A 14,156-nucleotide genomic window follows, 5' to 3' on the forward strand; every position below is an offset into this window, starting at 1 on the left:
TCAGGCCACACCTTCGAAGGAAGGGCTCTACATGTCTGTTGTCAGGTCCAGGCTCGCCACCCGCGCCATCGCGGCCCCCGCAGCACTCGTCGCAGTCGGACTCGTGCTGTCCGCCTGCGGAAGCCGCGCAGGTGACGAGGGCAGCACGGCCGCCTCCGGTGCTGCGTCGTGCGTCGACACCTCGGGCGACACCGTCAAGGTCGGCTCGCTCAACTCCCTGTCGGGCACGATGGCGATCTCCGAGGTCACCGTCCGCGACTCGATCGCGCTGGCCGTCGAGGAGATCAACGCCGACGGCGGTGTGCTCGGCAAGCAGATCGAGATCGTCTCCGAGGACGGCGCATCCGAGCCGGCGGTGTTCGCGGAGAAGGCCGAAAAGCTCATCGGATCCGACTGCGTCGCAGCGGTGTTCGGTGGCTGGACATCGTCGAGTCGCAAGGCGATGCTGCCGGTCTTCGAGGACCGCAACGCGCTGCTGTACTACCCCGTCCAGTACGAGGGCCTCGAGTCGTCATCGAACATCTTCTACACCGGCGCGACCACCAACCAGCAGATCGTGCCGGCCCTGGACTACCTGAAGGAACAGGGCGTGAAGTCGCTCTACCTCGTCGGTAGCGACTACGTCTTCCCGCAGACCGCCAACCGCATCATCAAGGCGTACGCCGAGGCCAACGACATCGAGATCAAGGGTGAGGACTACACCCCGCTCGGCTCCACCGACTTCTCCACCATCGTCAACAAGGTGCGCACCGCCGACGCCGACGCGGTGTTCAACACACTCAACGGCGACTCCAATGTCGCGTTCTTCCGCGAGTACACCAACGCCGGCCTCAACGCGAAGGACATGCCGGTCGTGTCGGTGTCCATCGCCGAGGAGGAGGTGGGCGGCATCGGCGCGCAGAACATCGAGGGCCAGCTCACCGCGTGGAACTACTACCAGACCGTCGACTCCCCCGAGAACACCTCGTTCGTCGAGGCGTACAAGGCGAAGTACGGCGCGAACAAGCCGACCTCCGATCCCATGGAGGCCGCCTACACCTCGGTCTACCTGTGGAAGAACACCGTCGAGAAGGCCGAGTCCTTCGAGGTCGACGACGTCGTCGAAGCCGCCGACGGCGTGACCTTCGACGCCCCCGAGGGCACCGTCACGATCGATGGCGACAACCACCACATCACCAAGACCGCTCGCATCGGTGAGATCCGCGGCGACGGCCTGATCTACACCGTCTGGGAGTCCGACGGCGCCATCGAGCCCGACCCGTACCTCGAGTCCTACGACTGGGCGTCGGGCCTGTCCGGTAACTGAGCACGGAAGCCGAAGAGGGAGACGACATGGATGTCCTTGTAGGACAGCTCTTCACAGGATTGAGTATCGGATCGATCCTGTTGCTGGCAGCACTGGGGCTGTCGCTGACGTTCGGCCAGATGGGCGTGATCAACATGGCCCACGGCGAATTCATCATGGCCGGCAGCTACACCGCCTTCGTCGTGCAGCAGGTGATCTCCTCGGCCGGGATGTCCCTGTTCGTCTCCCTGCTCGTCGGCTTCCTGGTGGGCGGCGTGATGGGTGTGATCCTCGAGGTCACCCTCATCCGCCGCATGTACCACCGCCCGCTCGACACCCTGCTGGTGACCTTCGGTGTGGGCCTGCTGCTGCAGCAGGCCGCCCGCGACATCTTCGGCGCCCCCGCCGTCAACGTCGTCGCACCGTCCTGGCTCTCCGGTGGTGTGGAGATCTTCGGGGCGGTGGTCCCGAAGACCCGCCTGTTCATCCTCGCCCTCGCCGTGGTCTGCGTGGTCGCCCTGATCGCGTCGATGAAGTACACCCCGATGGGACGACGGATCCGGGCCGTGGTGCAGAACCGCGATCTCGCCGAGACGGTGGGCATCTCGTCGCGCCGCACCGACATCACGACCTTCTTCCTCGGCTCGGGCCTGGCCGGCCTCGCCGGTGTGGCCCTGACACTCATCGGCTCGACCAGCCCGACCATCGGCCAGTCGTACCTCATCGACGCCTTCCTCGTGGTCGTCATCGGCGGTCTCGGCCGCATCGAGGGCGCCGTGCTCGCGGCCGTCGCACTGGGCCTGCTCAATTCGTTCATCGAGTACTCCACGACCGCGTCGATCGCGAAGGTCATCGTGTTCGTGCTCATCGTGATCTTCCTGCAGGTCCGTCCGCAGGGCCTGTTCGCCGTCCAGACGAGGAGCCTGGTCTGATGCCCGCGACCTTCTCGACCCGCACCTTCACCCGACCCGGACCCGTACGCACAGCAGGCGGATTCGCGATCGCCGCGATCGTCCTGTTCGGTCTCGCCCCCGCCGTCCTCTCCGATTTCCGTCTCGGCCTGCTCGGCAAGTTCCTGTGCTTCGCGATCGTCGCCGCCGGCATCGGCCTGGCCTGGGGCCGCGGTGGCATGCTCACCCTCGGCCAGGGTGTCTTCTTCGGCCTCGGCGCCTACATCATGGCCATGCACCTGAAGATCTCCGACGCGCAGCTCCGCGGCGACACCGTCCCGGACTTCATGCAGATCGCGGGCATCCGGGAACTACCCGCCTACTGGACCCCGTTCGCCTCCCCCGCCGTCACGCTGCTGGCGATCCTGATCGTGCCGGCCCTGCTCGCCGCCCTGCTCGGCTTCGGTGTGTTCGCCCGCCGCGTCAAGGGCGCCTACTTCGCCATCCTCTCCCAGGCACTGGCCGCCGCCTTCGCGATCCTGCTCATCGGCCAGCAGTCCACCGGAGGATCCAACGGCCTCAACCGTTTCCGCACCTTCTTCGGCTACGACCTGTCCGATCCGGTCAACAAGCGGATGCTGTTCTTCATCGTCGCCGCGATCCTGCTGCTCGTCGTCGCCGCGACCCGCCAGCTCATGCAGTCCCGCTACGGCGAACTGCTCGTCGCCGTGCGCGACCAGGAGGAGCGGGTCCGCTTCCTGGGCTACGACCCCGCCCTGATCAAGGTGGCCGCCTACACCGTCGCGGCCTTCTTCGCCGGCATCGCCGGGGCGATGTTCGTGCCCATCGTCGGCATCATCTCCCCCGCCGACGTCGGCATCGTCCCGTCGATTGCGTTCCTCATCGGTGTCGCCATCGGCGGACGCACCACCCTGCTCGGCCCGGTCCTCGGCGCGGTGGGCGTGGCGTGGGCACAGACCACCCTGTCGGAGAACTTCCCGTCGGCCTGGACCTACGCGCAGGGCCTGCTGTTCATCGTCGTCGTCGGCTTCTTCCCCGCCGGCCTCGCCGGAGTCATCACCCTGCTCCGCCGGCGCCGCCGCACCACCCCGACCGAACCCACACCCCCGACCGAACCCGAGCCCGCCGACCTTCCCGAGATGGAGCCCGTGCGATGAGCAAACCCGTCTACGGCGGCAACGCCGGAATGAGCAGCGACTACCTCGAGATCCGCGACCTGCGTGTCACCTTCGACGGCTTCACCGCCGTCGACGGCGTCGACCTCACCCTCCTCCAAGGCGACCTGCGGTTCCTCATCGGCCCCAACGGCGCCGGCAAGACCACCCTCGTCGACGCCGTCACCGGCCTGGTCCCAGCGACCGGCTCGATCACCAAATCCGGCGTCGAACTGCTCGGCAAGAAGACCCACAAGATCGCGCGCCTCGGTGTCGGCCGCACCTTCCAGACCGCCTCGGTCTTCGAGGAACTGTCCGTTCTGCAGAACCTCGACATCGCCGCCGGCGCGAGCCGCTCCCCGTGGCAGTTGCTGCGCCGCCGCAACAACGTTCTGCCCGAGATCGAGGAAACACTCGAGACGATCGGCCTGACCGCCCACCGCGACACCCCCGCGGGCATCCTCGCCCACGGGCAGAAGCAATGGCTCGAGATCGGCATGCTGCTCGTGCAGAACGCCGACGTGCTGCTCCTCGACGAACCCGTCGCCGGAATGAGCGGCGACGAACGCGAGGAGACCGGGCAGCTGCTGCGCCGCATCGGCGCGCAGCGCACGGTGGTCGTCGTCGAGCACGACATGGACTTCATGCGCGCCTTCGCCACCTCCGTCACCGTCCTCGCCCGCGGCAAAGTCATCGCCGACGGCACCGTCGACCAGGTCCAGAACGACCCGCAGGTCCAGCAGGTCTACCTCGGGACCGCCACCGCTGCTCAGGAGGCATGATGCTCGAACTCGTCGACGTCCGCGCCGGTTACGGTCGCACCGAGATCCTGCACGGCATCTCCCTGACCGTGCCGACCGGCAAGACCGTCGCGGTCATGGGCCACAACGGTGCCGGCAAGACCACACTGCTGCGCGCCGCCGTCGGCCTGCTGCCCGTCACCAAGGGAAAGATCCTCTTCGACGGTGACGACATCACCTCGCTGCGACCATCTGCCCGCGTCGCCCGCGGCCTGGCCTACGTCCCGCAGGGGCAACAGTCCTTCGGTCAGCTCACCTGCCGGGAAAACCTGCAGGTCGTCGCCGACACGCGCCGCAACGGCCGGCAGTTGGTCACCGACATGCTCGACCTGTTCCCCGCCCTCGTCCCGCTACTCGACCGCCGCGCCGGCCTGCTCTCCGGCGGTCAGCGCCAGCAACTCGCCATCGCCCGCGCGCTGATCACCGAGCCGCGCATGCTCATCCTCGACGAGCCCACCGAAGGCATCCAGCCATCGGTGGTCACCGAGATCGAGAACACCATCGTCGAACTCGGCCGCAGCGGCGACCTCGGGGTGCTGCTCGTCGAACAGCACATCGGTTTCGCCCTCGACAACGCCCTGCACTACTACGTCCTCGAATCCGGGCGCATCACCTCGACGGGTGACGGTGGTGTCGACGCCGCCTCCACCGTCCGTGCGGCGATGGCGATCTGATGGCCGCCGACACACGGCGCGAGTGGGTCTACAAGGCCCTGCGCGATCGTCTGATGTCCGGGACCGCCTCCCCTGACGAACGACTCAGTGAAGAACGCCTCGCCGAACAGTACGAGGTGTCGCGCACGCCGGTACGCGAGGCCCTCGCCCGACTGGTCTCCGACGGGCTCGTCGAACGCCGCGACCAGGGGTTGTACCCCTACCGTCCGCGCTTCGACGACCTCGCCGACCTGTACGAGCTGCGGACCACCCTGGAGCTGCGCGGGATTCGCCGCGCACTCGACAGCGAGTCGGTGCGGCACGATCCCGACGTCCTCGGTCCCGAGCTCGACCGCTGGTATGAGATCCGCGAGGATCCGCCCGAGCCCGACGCCGGCTTCGTCACGCTCGACGAGCGCTTCCACATGACGTTGCTCGCCGCCTCCGGCAACCGTGCCCTGTGCGACGCGCTGGCCTCGGTGAACGCCAAGGTGCGCCCGGTGCGGATGTTCGACTATCTGACCCCCGACCGCATCGTCGCGACCGTCGACGAGCACATCGAGGTCGCCGAGCTGGTTCTCGCCGACAAGCTCGACGACGCCCACGACCTGCTGCTCGCCCACATCGACACCTCGCGATCGGTGGTCGTGCGCCGGGCCGAGGAGGCACGCGCCTTCGCGCGGATGGCCCGGGCCGTCCGAGACTGACACTTCCGGTCGTGTCACGTGACCGGACGGGTCCGGTGCGGCACACTGGCGCTCATGACACCCCGCATCCCGCCCGGACGTTTCAAGGAACTCGGCCCGATCAACTGGGTGACATGGAAGGCCCTGTCCGCCGCCGGCGGCACCTCGGACGCCCACCTGTTCAGCACCCTCGGCCGCACCGGACGGCTGTTCCGCGGGTGGTTGCACTACGCCGGCATGCTCATGCCGTTCGGCCGTCTCGGCCGGTTCGAATCGGAGATGGTCATCCTGCGCGTCGCGCATCTGCGCGAGTGCGGTTACGAATTCGACCACCACACCCGCCTGGGTCGCCGTGCCGGCATCACCGACGAGGTGCGCGAGCGTATCGTTGCCGGACCCGACGCTCCCGGCTGGCAGGCAAGGCACTGCGCTCTTCTCGCCGCCGTCGACGAACTCGTGGCGACGAAGAATCTGTCCGACGAGACGTGGGCGTCGCTCGCGCAGTTCTACGACGACCGCAGGCTCATCGAGTTCTGTCTGCTGGTCACGCAGTACGACGCCCTTGCCACAACCATCGGTGTGCTGCGGATCGAACGCGACTTCTGATCCGTCCGCACCGGCCGGCATCGGTTCGGCGCGATCCCTAACAAGGCTGTTACACAACGTCACAGCAGCGTCATTGCTGGTCCATAGCGTATACAGCCATGTCCACAAAGATGTATACAGCTGCGGCGCCCGTCTCCCCGGTGAGGGTGTCCGCCACCGATCGCGTTCGTGCCGCACTGGGCCGCATCGACGAGGTGGATCGACCCGAGGTGTGGATCACGCTGCGCAGCGCCGACGATCTTCTCGCCGACGCCGCCGAAGTGGACGCACGGGTCGCCGCCGGTGAGTCCCTTCCCTTCGCCGGTCTGGTCGTGGCGGTCAAGGACAACGTGGACGTCGCGGGAATCCCGACCACTGCGGCATGTCCCGAGTTCGCGTACGTCCCGGAGGAAACCGCTTCGGGTGTCGAGCGTCTGGTCGCCGCCGGCGCCGTCGTGCTGGGTAAGACCAACCTCGACCAGTTCGCCACCGGTCTCGTCGGCACCCGCAGCCCGTACGGGGCGGTGCGGTGCGCGTGGGATCCCGAGAAGGTCTCGGGCGGTTCGAGTTCCGGTTCGGCGGCCGCGGTGGCGCTCGGCATCGCCGACATCGGGCTGGGCACCGACACGGCCGGTTCGGGACGGGTACCCGCCGCGCTGCACGGAATCGTCGGCATCAAGGCCACTCTCGGCGTCATCCCGGCGCACGGCGTGGTCCCGGCCTGCGTCGACTACGACTGCCTCACGGTCTTCGCGACGTCGCTCGACCTGGCGGCGACCGCGGTCCGGATCATGGCCGGACCCGAACCCCGCGACCCGCGCAGCAGGACCTGGCCCGCGGATGTACGACTCGCCGCGCCGAACACTCTGCGCGTCGCGGTGCCGCGCGCCGAGGATCTCGAAGCGTTGTGTGAGGAGTACCGCGACGCCTTCGCCCGCACGGTGACCGCGGCACGCGAATCCGGCATCGAGATCGCGGAGGTGGTCATCTCACCGCTGCTCGATGCTGCCCTGCTTCTCTACGACGGTGCCGTGGTGGCCCAGCGCTACGCGGCCGTCGGCGAGTTCCTGTCGACGGCACCGGAGGGTGCCGATCCCACGGTCGCCGCGATCGTCGCCGGCGCGAAGAAGCCTGCCGCCTACGAACTCGTCGAGGATCTCGACACCCTCATCCACGTGAAGGCGTTCGCGCGTGAACTGCTCGCCGGGTTCGACGGGTTGCTGCTCCCGACGACGACGGAACACCCGACGATCGCCGCGGTGCAGGCCGATCCGATCGCCATCAATCGTCGGATGGGCACCTACACCAACTTCTGCAACCTGCTGGACATGACGGCGGTGGCGGTGCCCGGTGCGCCGACACCGGCCGGTGAGCCGTTCGGGGTCATGGTCGTGGTCCCGGCCTTCGGCGACCAGGTGGCCGTGGACGTCGCGGCCGCGCTGAACGGTGTGGACGCACCGCGTGTGGTCGAGTCCGGCGTCGAACTCGCGGTCTTCGGAGCGCACCTGCGCGGTCAGCCGCTGCACTTCCAGCTCGAGGAACTCGGGGCGCGCTTCGTCGAGGAGGTGTACACCTCCGACGCGTACCGCCTCGCCGCGTTGAACACGACGCCGCCGAAGCCGGGCCTGGTGCGTCACGCACCGGGCGAGGGCGCCGCCATCGTCGGTGAACTGTTCCGGTTGTCGGAGGCCGGACTGGGTCGGTTCCTCGCCGCGCTGCCCGCCCCGATGACGTTGACGAGTGTCGAACTGGCGGACGGACGGTGGGTCGTCGGCTTCGGCTGCACGCAGGACGCAGCCGCCGACGCGGTGGACATCACCGAGTTCGGCGGCTGGAAGGCATACCGGGCGTCCTGACCCCGGCTCCGGAGTGCAGTTCTCATCGGCGAATTCGCGCATCGTCGACGACAACTGCACACCGGACGACGTGATCAGCGGGGTGGCGGATCGACCTTCACGCCGCCGCCCTCGTGTTCTGGTCCGGCGTCGGGATGGTCGGCGGGCAGACGGTCGCGGAACCGTGCGGCCTCGCTGGGAACGGGACCGCCGGTGGGGTCCTGCGAACGACGATACGGTCCGGGCTTCGGACGGGGCTTGCCGCCCGGGAAGGCGAGCCGGGCGATGGTGCGGTGCACCATGAACCACTGCTTGCCCAATCGCCCCGAGTTGTAGGGCAGTTCGTAACGCTCGCAGATGTCCTTGACCTTCGGCGCGACCTCCGCGTAACGGGTGCTCGGCATGTCGGGGAACAGGTGATGCTCCACCTGGTAGCCGAGATTGCCGCTGAGGATGTGGAACAGCGGGGTGCCTTCGATGTTCGCGGCGCCGACGAGTTGCCGCACGTACCACCCTCCACGCGACTCGTTCTCGACCTCCTTCTTCGAGAAGGTATAGGTCTGGTCCGGGAAGTGCCCGCAGAAGATGATCGCGTGCGCCCACACGTTGCGGATGATGTTGGCCGTGATGTCGGCGAGAACCGTCGCGAGGAAGGTCTTCTCGACACCGGGCAGATACCGGTCGGCGAGATGGGCTGCGGTACGAAACTTTCCGGACCGGCCCTTGCCCATCGGTCCCTTGCTCATCGACCGCAGTCGCCGGCCCAGACGCGAGGTCTTCGGCTGGGGCAACCGGCCCTGCAGCGCGACCTGCGCGAGACCGAACAGCGCGGCGCTCACCAGCGGCCAGCCGACGTAGTCCTTGACGAACTGCGCGCGGGCCTTGCCGAAGATGCCCTTCAGCTCCTCGATCACCTGACCGGTCGACTTCTCGCCGGCCCACAACGCCTCGAGGTCGAGGTCGTGCAGCGCCACACCCCATTCGAAGAGCACGGTGAGCAGCGCGTTGTAGAGAGGTTGCGCCAGGTAGACGGGGTGCCACTTCTGGTGCGGGTCGATCCGCATGATCTCGTAGCCGAGATCCTTGTCGAGGCCGCGGATGTTCGTGAACGTGTGGTGGATGTAGTTGTGCGAGTGCTTCCACGCCTCCGCGGTGGAGGCGGTGTCCCAGTCCCACACCGACGAGTGGATGTCCGGATCGTTCATCCAGTCCCACTGGCCGTGCATGACGTTGTGGCCGATCTCCATGTTCTCGAGGATCTTCGCCACTCCGAGACAGGCTGTCCCGGCCACCCAGGCGGGCTTGTACGACGACGCGAAGAGCAGTAACCGCCCCGCGACGACCAACTGCCGTTGCGTGGCGATGACGTTCTTGATGTACTGCCGGTCCTTGTCGCCGAGACTCGAGTACACCTCGTCGTGGATGGCGTCGAACTCCTCGGCGATCTGCTCGAGATCGTCGTCGCTCAGATGCGCGAGCGGACTCTGTGGTTCCCGTGTCCCGGTGTCGGTCCTGTCGATGCTTCTCGTCACGACGCCCCCTGCTTCGAAGCCGGTTGCTTCACAGTTCTATTTCGATGTCACCCTCCGCGGTGTGGATACAGGTACGCACCGCAGCCCCGGTGGGCTCGCTCACCTCGTCGGTCCGCAGGTCCCGGAGTTGCCCGGATTTCAGCGTTCCGACGCACGTGTGGCAGATGCCGATACGGCAGCCGTATGGCAACTTCAGGCCGGCGTTCTCGCCTGCGACCAGGATGGGTGTTCCCCCGTCGCACTCCACCTCTTTCTCGCTGTCGAGGAAGTGGATGGTGCCGCCCTCGCCGCTCCCGGCATTCCCACCGATGATCGGCTGGAAACGTTCGAGGTGGAATCTTTCGGGATCACCGTGTTCGTCCCAGTGTTCTTCGAGGGCGTCGAGCAGGTCGCGCGGGCCCGAGCAGAAAGCGTCGCGTTCGCGCCAGTCGGGGCACAGATCGCCGAGGTCGTCGGGGGTGATGCGGCCGCGGTCGCCGCTGAGCCACAGCTCGAGACGCATTCCGGGATGCCGCTCGTCGAGGCCGCGCAGGGTCGAGCCGAAGATCACCTCGTCCTCGGTGTGGGCGGAATGCACGACGACGACGTCGTCGATGCGGTCGCGGTGGTCGAGGCTGCGCAGCATGCTCATGATCGGGGTGATCCCGCTGCCCGCGCTGATGAACAGCATCTTCGCGGGCAGCGGGTCGGGCAGGGTGAACACGCCCTCGACCTCACCGAGGCGGACGATGTCGCCGGGCTCGAGTTTGCGGACCAGGTACGGCGAGACCACGCCGTTCTCGACGAGTTTGGGTGTGACGCTGATGAGCCCGTCGACCGGATCGGGGTCGGAGGTGAGCGAGTACGCGCGCCAGTGGTAGACCCCGTCGATGACCACCCCGAGCCGCACGTACTGGCCCGGCTCGTGACCGCGCCACTCGTAGGCCGGGCGGATGAGCACCGATGCGGCGTCGCCGCCCTCGGGGACGACCCGCTCCACACGGCCGCGCAGTTCGCGGGTCGTCCAGAGCGGGTTGATCATCTCGAGATAGTCGTCGGGCCGCAGAGGTGTGAACAGGTGCCGCACCGTTCGCAGCAACCATCTCCGAACCGGGTGCACGTGTGGGCGAGCGCCGCGTTCCGCCATGGCGCAACACTACGCGGGCGCGCACACCTCACGTGCACATTCGTCGCCGACGTGGGATCGGTGACAGCTCAGCGCAGGATCGTCAGCTGCACCACGGAATCGGCGTTCGCGACGAGGCGGTGCACGATGCCGGCGTCGACGTGGACGGCGGTACCCGGTACGAGCGACACGGTCTCGTCGGCGGTGCTGAACGAGATGTCGCCGGTGACGGCCTGCACGAGGATCGGAGCGCCGGCCTTGTGGTCGTCCATCGTCTGCCCGGCGACGAAGGACAGACGTACCACGGTGGCACCGGTGACCGCCGCGAGCTTCTCGATGCGTGGCCCGCTCCCCTCGCCCGCGTTGAGCTCCGCGAGCCCCTCGATACGGGTGAGCTTGCCCTCGACCTGCTGTGTACTCATCACGCTTCCTTCTTCGTGGCGACGATCTCGATCGCGACCAGATGCTTCTTGTACTTCGTGAACGTCGACCGCATCTGGAGCACCCGGCTGCGGGCGTCGGAGTCGCGAAGGACGTTGCGAACGAACTTCAGGGTGCCGGGCAGGCCCTCGTCGGCGAGGATGCGCTTGGGTTCGAGCAGCGCCATGGGAGCGAAGCCGATCTTCTCGACCTCGAATCCGTTCTCCTCGAACAGGGTCCGCCATTCCGCCGCGGTGAGCGGGCGGGCGTTGACCTTGATCGAGCGCGCGAGCGACGTGCGGATCTCGGTCTTGACCTCGTCATCGACCTCGTCGGGTTCGATCGCGAGTTCGTGGATGGCGTACCGGCCGCCCACACGGAGCACCCGGCGGGCCTCCTGCACGATCTCCGCCTTGTGCCTGTCGGTCTGCATGGTCAGCATCGCCTCGCCGACCACGACGTCGGCGACCTCGTCGTCGAGTCCGGTCTTCGACGCCTCGCCGCTGACCACACTGCCTCCGCCGGCGATGGCCTTGCGCGTCAGTTCGGCTGCCGTCTCGTCGGATTCGACTCCGGTGTAGCTGCCCGGCGAGTACGCGAGGATCTCCTGCGCCGTCCGGCCGAGGCCGGGCGCGAACTCGACGACGTCCGCGCCACGCAACCTCGCGTCGGCGAGCACGCGTGCCGTCAGTTCCTTACCGCCGGGCCGCAGCACACGCTTGCCCAGGCGGGCGAGCAGCCAGTGTCCCGGCAGGTGGGCGGTGTCCCTACCCGCAAGGGGGAGAGCGTCTTCCGATGCGTGCTTGTCCGCCATGTTCTGCACTCCTTCTCGCGAGGGCAAGGGTGGCTACGGTTCCGAGGCTCTCCGGACCGGTCGTAACGTGGACGGTGCGTCGGTTGTCGCCTCCATGGCGCCGACTATAGAGGATTTTCCTCCTTTTAATAAGGTGACCCTCACCTGAGAGTCACCGCGGGCGCGACGGGAGAGCGGACTTGGCACGGCGGGTGAAGCAACGCGAGCGGATTCTCGGCCTGTTGCGGGAGTCCTCGGGCCCGGTCGACGCCCATCATCTCGCCGCCACGCTCGACCTGCACGTCACGACCGTCCGCTTCCATCTCGCGGGCCTCGGGAAGGAAGGTCTCGTCCGCACCCGGCAACTTCCGACCGAGCGGGTCGGGCGCCCGCGCCTCGGCTACGTCGCGGTGAAGGAACCGTCCTACACCGATCTCGTCGCGCTGCTCGCCGCGCGGATCGGGGGCACCCCCACCGAGCGCGAGGACAAGGCGTTCGAGGTGGGCTCGGACTGGGCGGGCATCCTCGCCCTCGCCCTCGCACCCGCGCCGACCGTCGACGCCGGCACGCTCGTCATCGACGCCCTGCAGCAGTTGGGTTTCGAGACGCAGAGCGCGACGAACGCCTTCGGCACCCACAGCCTCACGTTGTGCACGTGCCCGCTCGCGGAGATCGCCCGCACGAATCCCGAAGTGGTGCGCGGCATCCAACGCGGATTGATCCAGCGTGTCCTCGACGACCACGCCGACCTGCTGCGCAGCCGCTACGCCGTCGACGTCCGGCCCGACCCGCAGGACGGTAACTGTCTCGTGCAGCTGGTGCTGCGCCCGGAGAAGGACGGAACGACGTCAGCCCGCGACGACGGTCGAGTCGTCACGGGCTGAGCCGGTACATCCGAGCGGGGATCCGCCCACACGGAAGAAGGGTGAACGCGGGGCCTCGGGTCGGCCCCGCATCCTCAGAAGTTGATCATGTGTCCTGCGAGACCGTGGATGGCCTCCTGCAGCGCCTCGCTCAGAGTCGGGTGCGTGTGGACGTTGCGCGCGAGCTCGTTGACCGTGAGGTCCCACTTCTGGGCCAGGGTCAGCTCGGGCAGCAGCTCCGAGACGTCGGGGCCGATGAGGTGGCCGCCGATGAGCTCACCGTGGGTCTTGTCGGCGATGAGCTTGACGAAGCCGTTGGGATCACCCAGACCGTGCGCCTTGCCGTTGGCGGTGAACGGGAAGGTCGCGACCTTCACGTCGTAGCCCTCGGCCTTCGCCTGCTCCTCGGTGAGACCGAAGGAGGCGACCTGCGGCTGGCAGAAGGTCGCGCGCGGCATCATGCGGTAGTCGCCGAGCTCGAGGGTCTCGGCACCGCCGATGGTCTCGGCCGCGACCACGGCCTGCGCCTCCGCGACGTGGGCGAGCTGCAGCTTCGCGGTGACGTCGCCGATGGCGTAGATGCCCTTGACGTTGGTGCGCATACGCTCGTCGATCGCGATGGCACCGCGGTCGGTGAGCTCGACGCCGGTGTTCTCGAGGCCGTAGCCCTCGACGCGCGGCGCGAAGCCGACCGACTGCAGCACCTTGTCGACCGTGACGGTCTCGACGTTGCCGGACTTGTTGTCCTTGATCGCGACGGTCACCTTCGAACCGTCGTCCGAGATCTTCTGCACCGCGGCACCGGTCTTGATGGTGATGCCGAGCTTCTTGTACGCCTTGGCGATCTCCTTGGAGACGTCGGCGTCCTCGTTGGGCAGTGCGCGGTCGAGGAACTCGACGATGGTGACGTCGACCCCGTAGTTCTTCAGGACGTAGCCGAACTCCATGCCGATGGCGCCGGCACCGACGATGACGATGGACTCGGGGAGGTCGCGGGTGAGGATCTGCTCCTCGTAGGTGACGACATTGTCGCTGAGCTCGGTGCCCGGCAGCAGCTTCGTGACGGAACCGGTCGCGATGATGACGTTGTCGAAGGTCACCTGTTCGGTGCCGCCCTTGGTGAGGGCCACCTCGATGGTCTTGGCGTCGACGAACGAGCCCTTACCGTCGTATTCGGTGATCTTGTTCTTCTTCATGAGGAAGTGCACGCCCTTGGTGCGCCCGTCCGCGACCTTGCGGCTGCGGTCGTAGGCGGCACCGAAGTCGAAGGACACGTCTCCCGAGATGCCGAAGGTCTTGGCCTCTTTGTTGAAGAGATGTGCCAGCTCGGCGTTGCGGAGAAGTGCCTTCGAGGGGATGCAGCCGACGTTCAGGCAGACACCACCCCAGTACTTCTGCTCGATGATGGCGGTGCTCAGTCCCAGCTGTGCCGCGCGGATAGCAGCGACGTACCCACCGGGACCGGCTCCGAGGACAACGACGTCATAGTGTGAGGTCACGGATATACAGGGTAGTCCCGCCCGATTCCGGTGTC

14 protein-coding genes are annotated in these 14,156 nt (G+C 67.4%); 9 read left to right on the forward strand and 5 right to left on the reverse strand.

The genetic code is table 11. The features are described 5' to 3' along the window. Positions 1-31 precede the first annotated feature (31 nt). The 8 genes from urtA (at position 32) to atzF (ending at position 7,930) form a co-directional block, all read left to right on the forward strand. Entirely contained in the window at positions 32-1,306 is a 1,275-nt protein-coding gene (gene urtA / locus RBB84_RS14525) for an urea ABC transporter substrate-binding protein (protein WP_064255556.1), read from the forward strand. 26 nt (positions 1,307-1,332) lie between these two features. Next, positions 1,333-2,217, forward strand: coding sequence for an urea ABC transporter permease subunit UrtB (urtB, locus tag RBB84_RS14530; protein ID WP_252173046.1), 885 nt, complete (start codon positions 1,333-1,335; stop codon positions 2,215-2,217). Beyond that, a complete protein-coding gene (gene urtC / locus RBB84_RS14535) occupies positions 2,217-3,353 on the forward strand; it encodes an urea ABC transporter permease subunit UrtC (RefSeq protein WP_033096147.1) in 1,137 nt (378 codons plus the stop codon). The genes urtB and urtC overlap by 1 nt, the downstream gene beginning before the upstream one ends. Further along, positions 3,350-4,132: an urea ABC transporter ATP-binding protein UrtD gene (gene urtD / locus RBB84_RS14540; RefSeq protein WP_024101775.1), complete on the forward strand. Its 783-nt coding sequence runs from the start codon at positions 3,350-3,352 to the stop codon at positions 4,130-4,132. Before urtC ends, urtD begins: the two co-directional genes overlap by 4 nt. Beyond that, positions 4,132-4,824: an urea ABC transporter ATP-binding subunit UrtE gene (gene urtE, locus RBB84_RS14545; protein WP_064852239.1), complete on the forward strand. Its 693-nt coding sequence runs from the start codon at positions 4,132-4,134 to the stop codon at positions 4,822-4,824. The genes urtD and urtE overlap by 1 nt, the downstream gene beginning before the upstream one ends. Continuing rightward, on the forward strand, positions 4,824-5,510 hold the full coding sequence (locus tag RBB84_RS14550) for a GntR family transcriptional regulator (protein ID WP_033096149.1): 687 nt from the start codon (positions 4,824-4,826) through the stop codon (positions 5,508-5,510). The genes urtE and RBB84_RS14550 overlap by 1 nt, the downstream gene beginning before the upstream one ends. Positions 5,511-5,564: 54 nt before the next feature. Next, positions 5,565-6,095, forward strand: a complete 531-nt coding sequence (locus tag RBB84_RS14555) for a carboxymuconolactone decarboxylase family protein (RefSeq protein WP_024101778.1) — start codon at positions 5,565-5,567, stop codon at positions 6,093-6,095. Between the two features lie 110 nt (positions 6,096-6,205). Next, positions 6,206-7,930 (forward strand): allophanate hydrolase, encoded by a 1,725-nt coding sequence (gene atzF / locus RBB84_RS14560; protein WP_050993574.1) that lies wholly within the window; start codon positions 6,206-6,208, stop codon positions 7,928-7,930. A gap of 74 nt (positions 7,931-8,004) precedes the next feature. On the opposite strand, the gene RBB84_RS14565 is transcribed toward atzF, so the two are convergent. The 4 genes from RBB84_RS14565 to RBB84_RS14580 all read right to left on the reverse strand — a co-directional run bounded on the left by RBB84_RS14565 (position 8,005) and on the right by RBB84_RS14580 (position 11,780). Continuing rightward, entirely contained in the window at positions 8,005-9,441 is a 1,437-nt protein-coding gene (locus RBB84_RS14565) for an acyl-CoA desaturase (RefSeq protein ID WP_033096151.1), read from the reverse strand. A gap of 28 nt (positions 9,442-9,469) precedes the next feature. Further along, positions 9,470-10,567, reverse strand: coding sequence for a ferredoxin reductase (locus tag RBB84_RS14570; protein WP_033096152.1), 1,098 nt, complete (start codon positions 10,565-10,567; stop codon positions 9,470-9,472). A gap of 68 nt (positions 10,568-10,635) precedes the next feature. Then, entirely contained in the window at positions 10,636-10,968 is a 333-nt protein-coding gene (locus RBB84_RS14575; protein ID WP_006553595.1) for a hypothetical protein, read from the reverse strand. After that, a complete protein-coding gene (locus tag RBB84_RS14580; protein WP_024101783.1) occupies positions 10,968-11,780 on the reverse strand; it encodes a methyltransferase domain-containing protein in 813 nt (270 codons plus the stop codon). Before RBB84_RS14580 ends, RBB84_RS14575 begins: the two co-directional genes overlap by 1 nt. Positions 11,781-11,959: 179 nt before the next feature. Here RBB84_RS14580 and RBB84_RS14585 point away from each other — a divergent pair, with 179 nt between their 5' ends. Then, positions 11,960-12,643, forward strand: coding sequence for an ArsR family transcriptional regulator (locus tag RBB84_RS14585; protein WP_231911925.1), 684 nt, complete (start codon positions 11,960-11,962; stop codon positions 12,641-12,643). A gap of 74 nt (positions 12,644-12,717) precedes the next feature. On the opposite strand, the gene lpdA is transcribed toward RBB84_RS14585, so the two are convergent. Beyond that, complete coding sequence (gene lpdA, locus RBB84_RS14590; RefSeq protein WP_033096154.1) at positions 12,718-14,121, reverse strand: dihydrolipoyl dehydrogenase; 1,404 nt, start codon at positions 14,119-14,121, stop codon at positions 12,718-12,720. Positions 14,122-14,156 lie beyond the last annotated feature (35 nt).

The organism is Rhodococcus sp. D-6 (assembly GCF_040256695.1).
GTDB classification, from domain to species: Bacteria; Actinomycetota; Actinomycetes; order Mycobacteriales; family Mycobacteriaceae; genus Rhodococcus; species Rhodococcus pyridinivorans.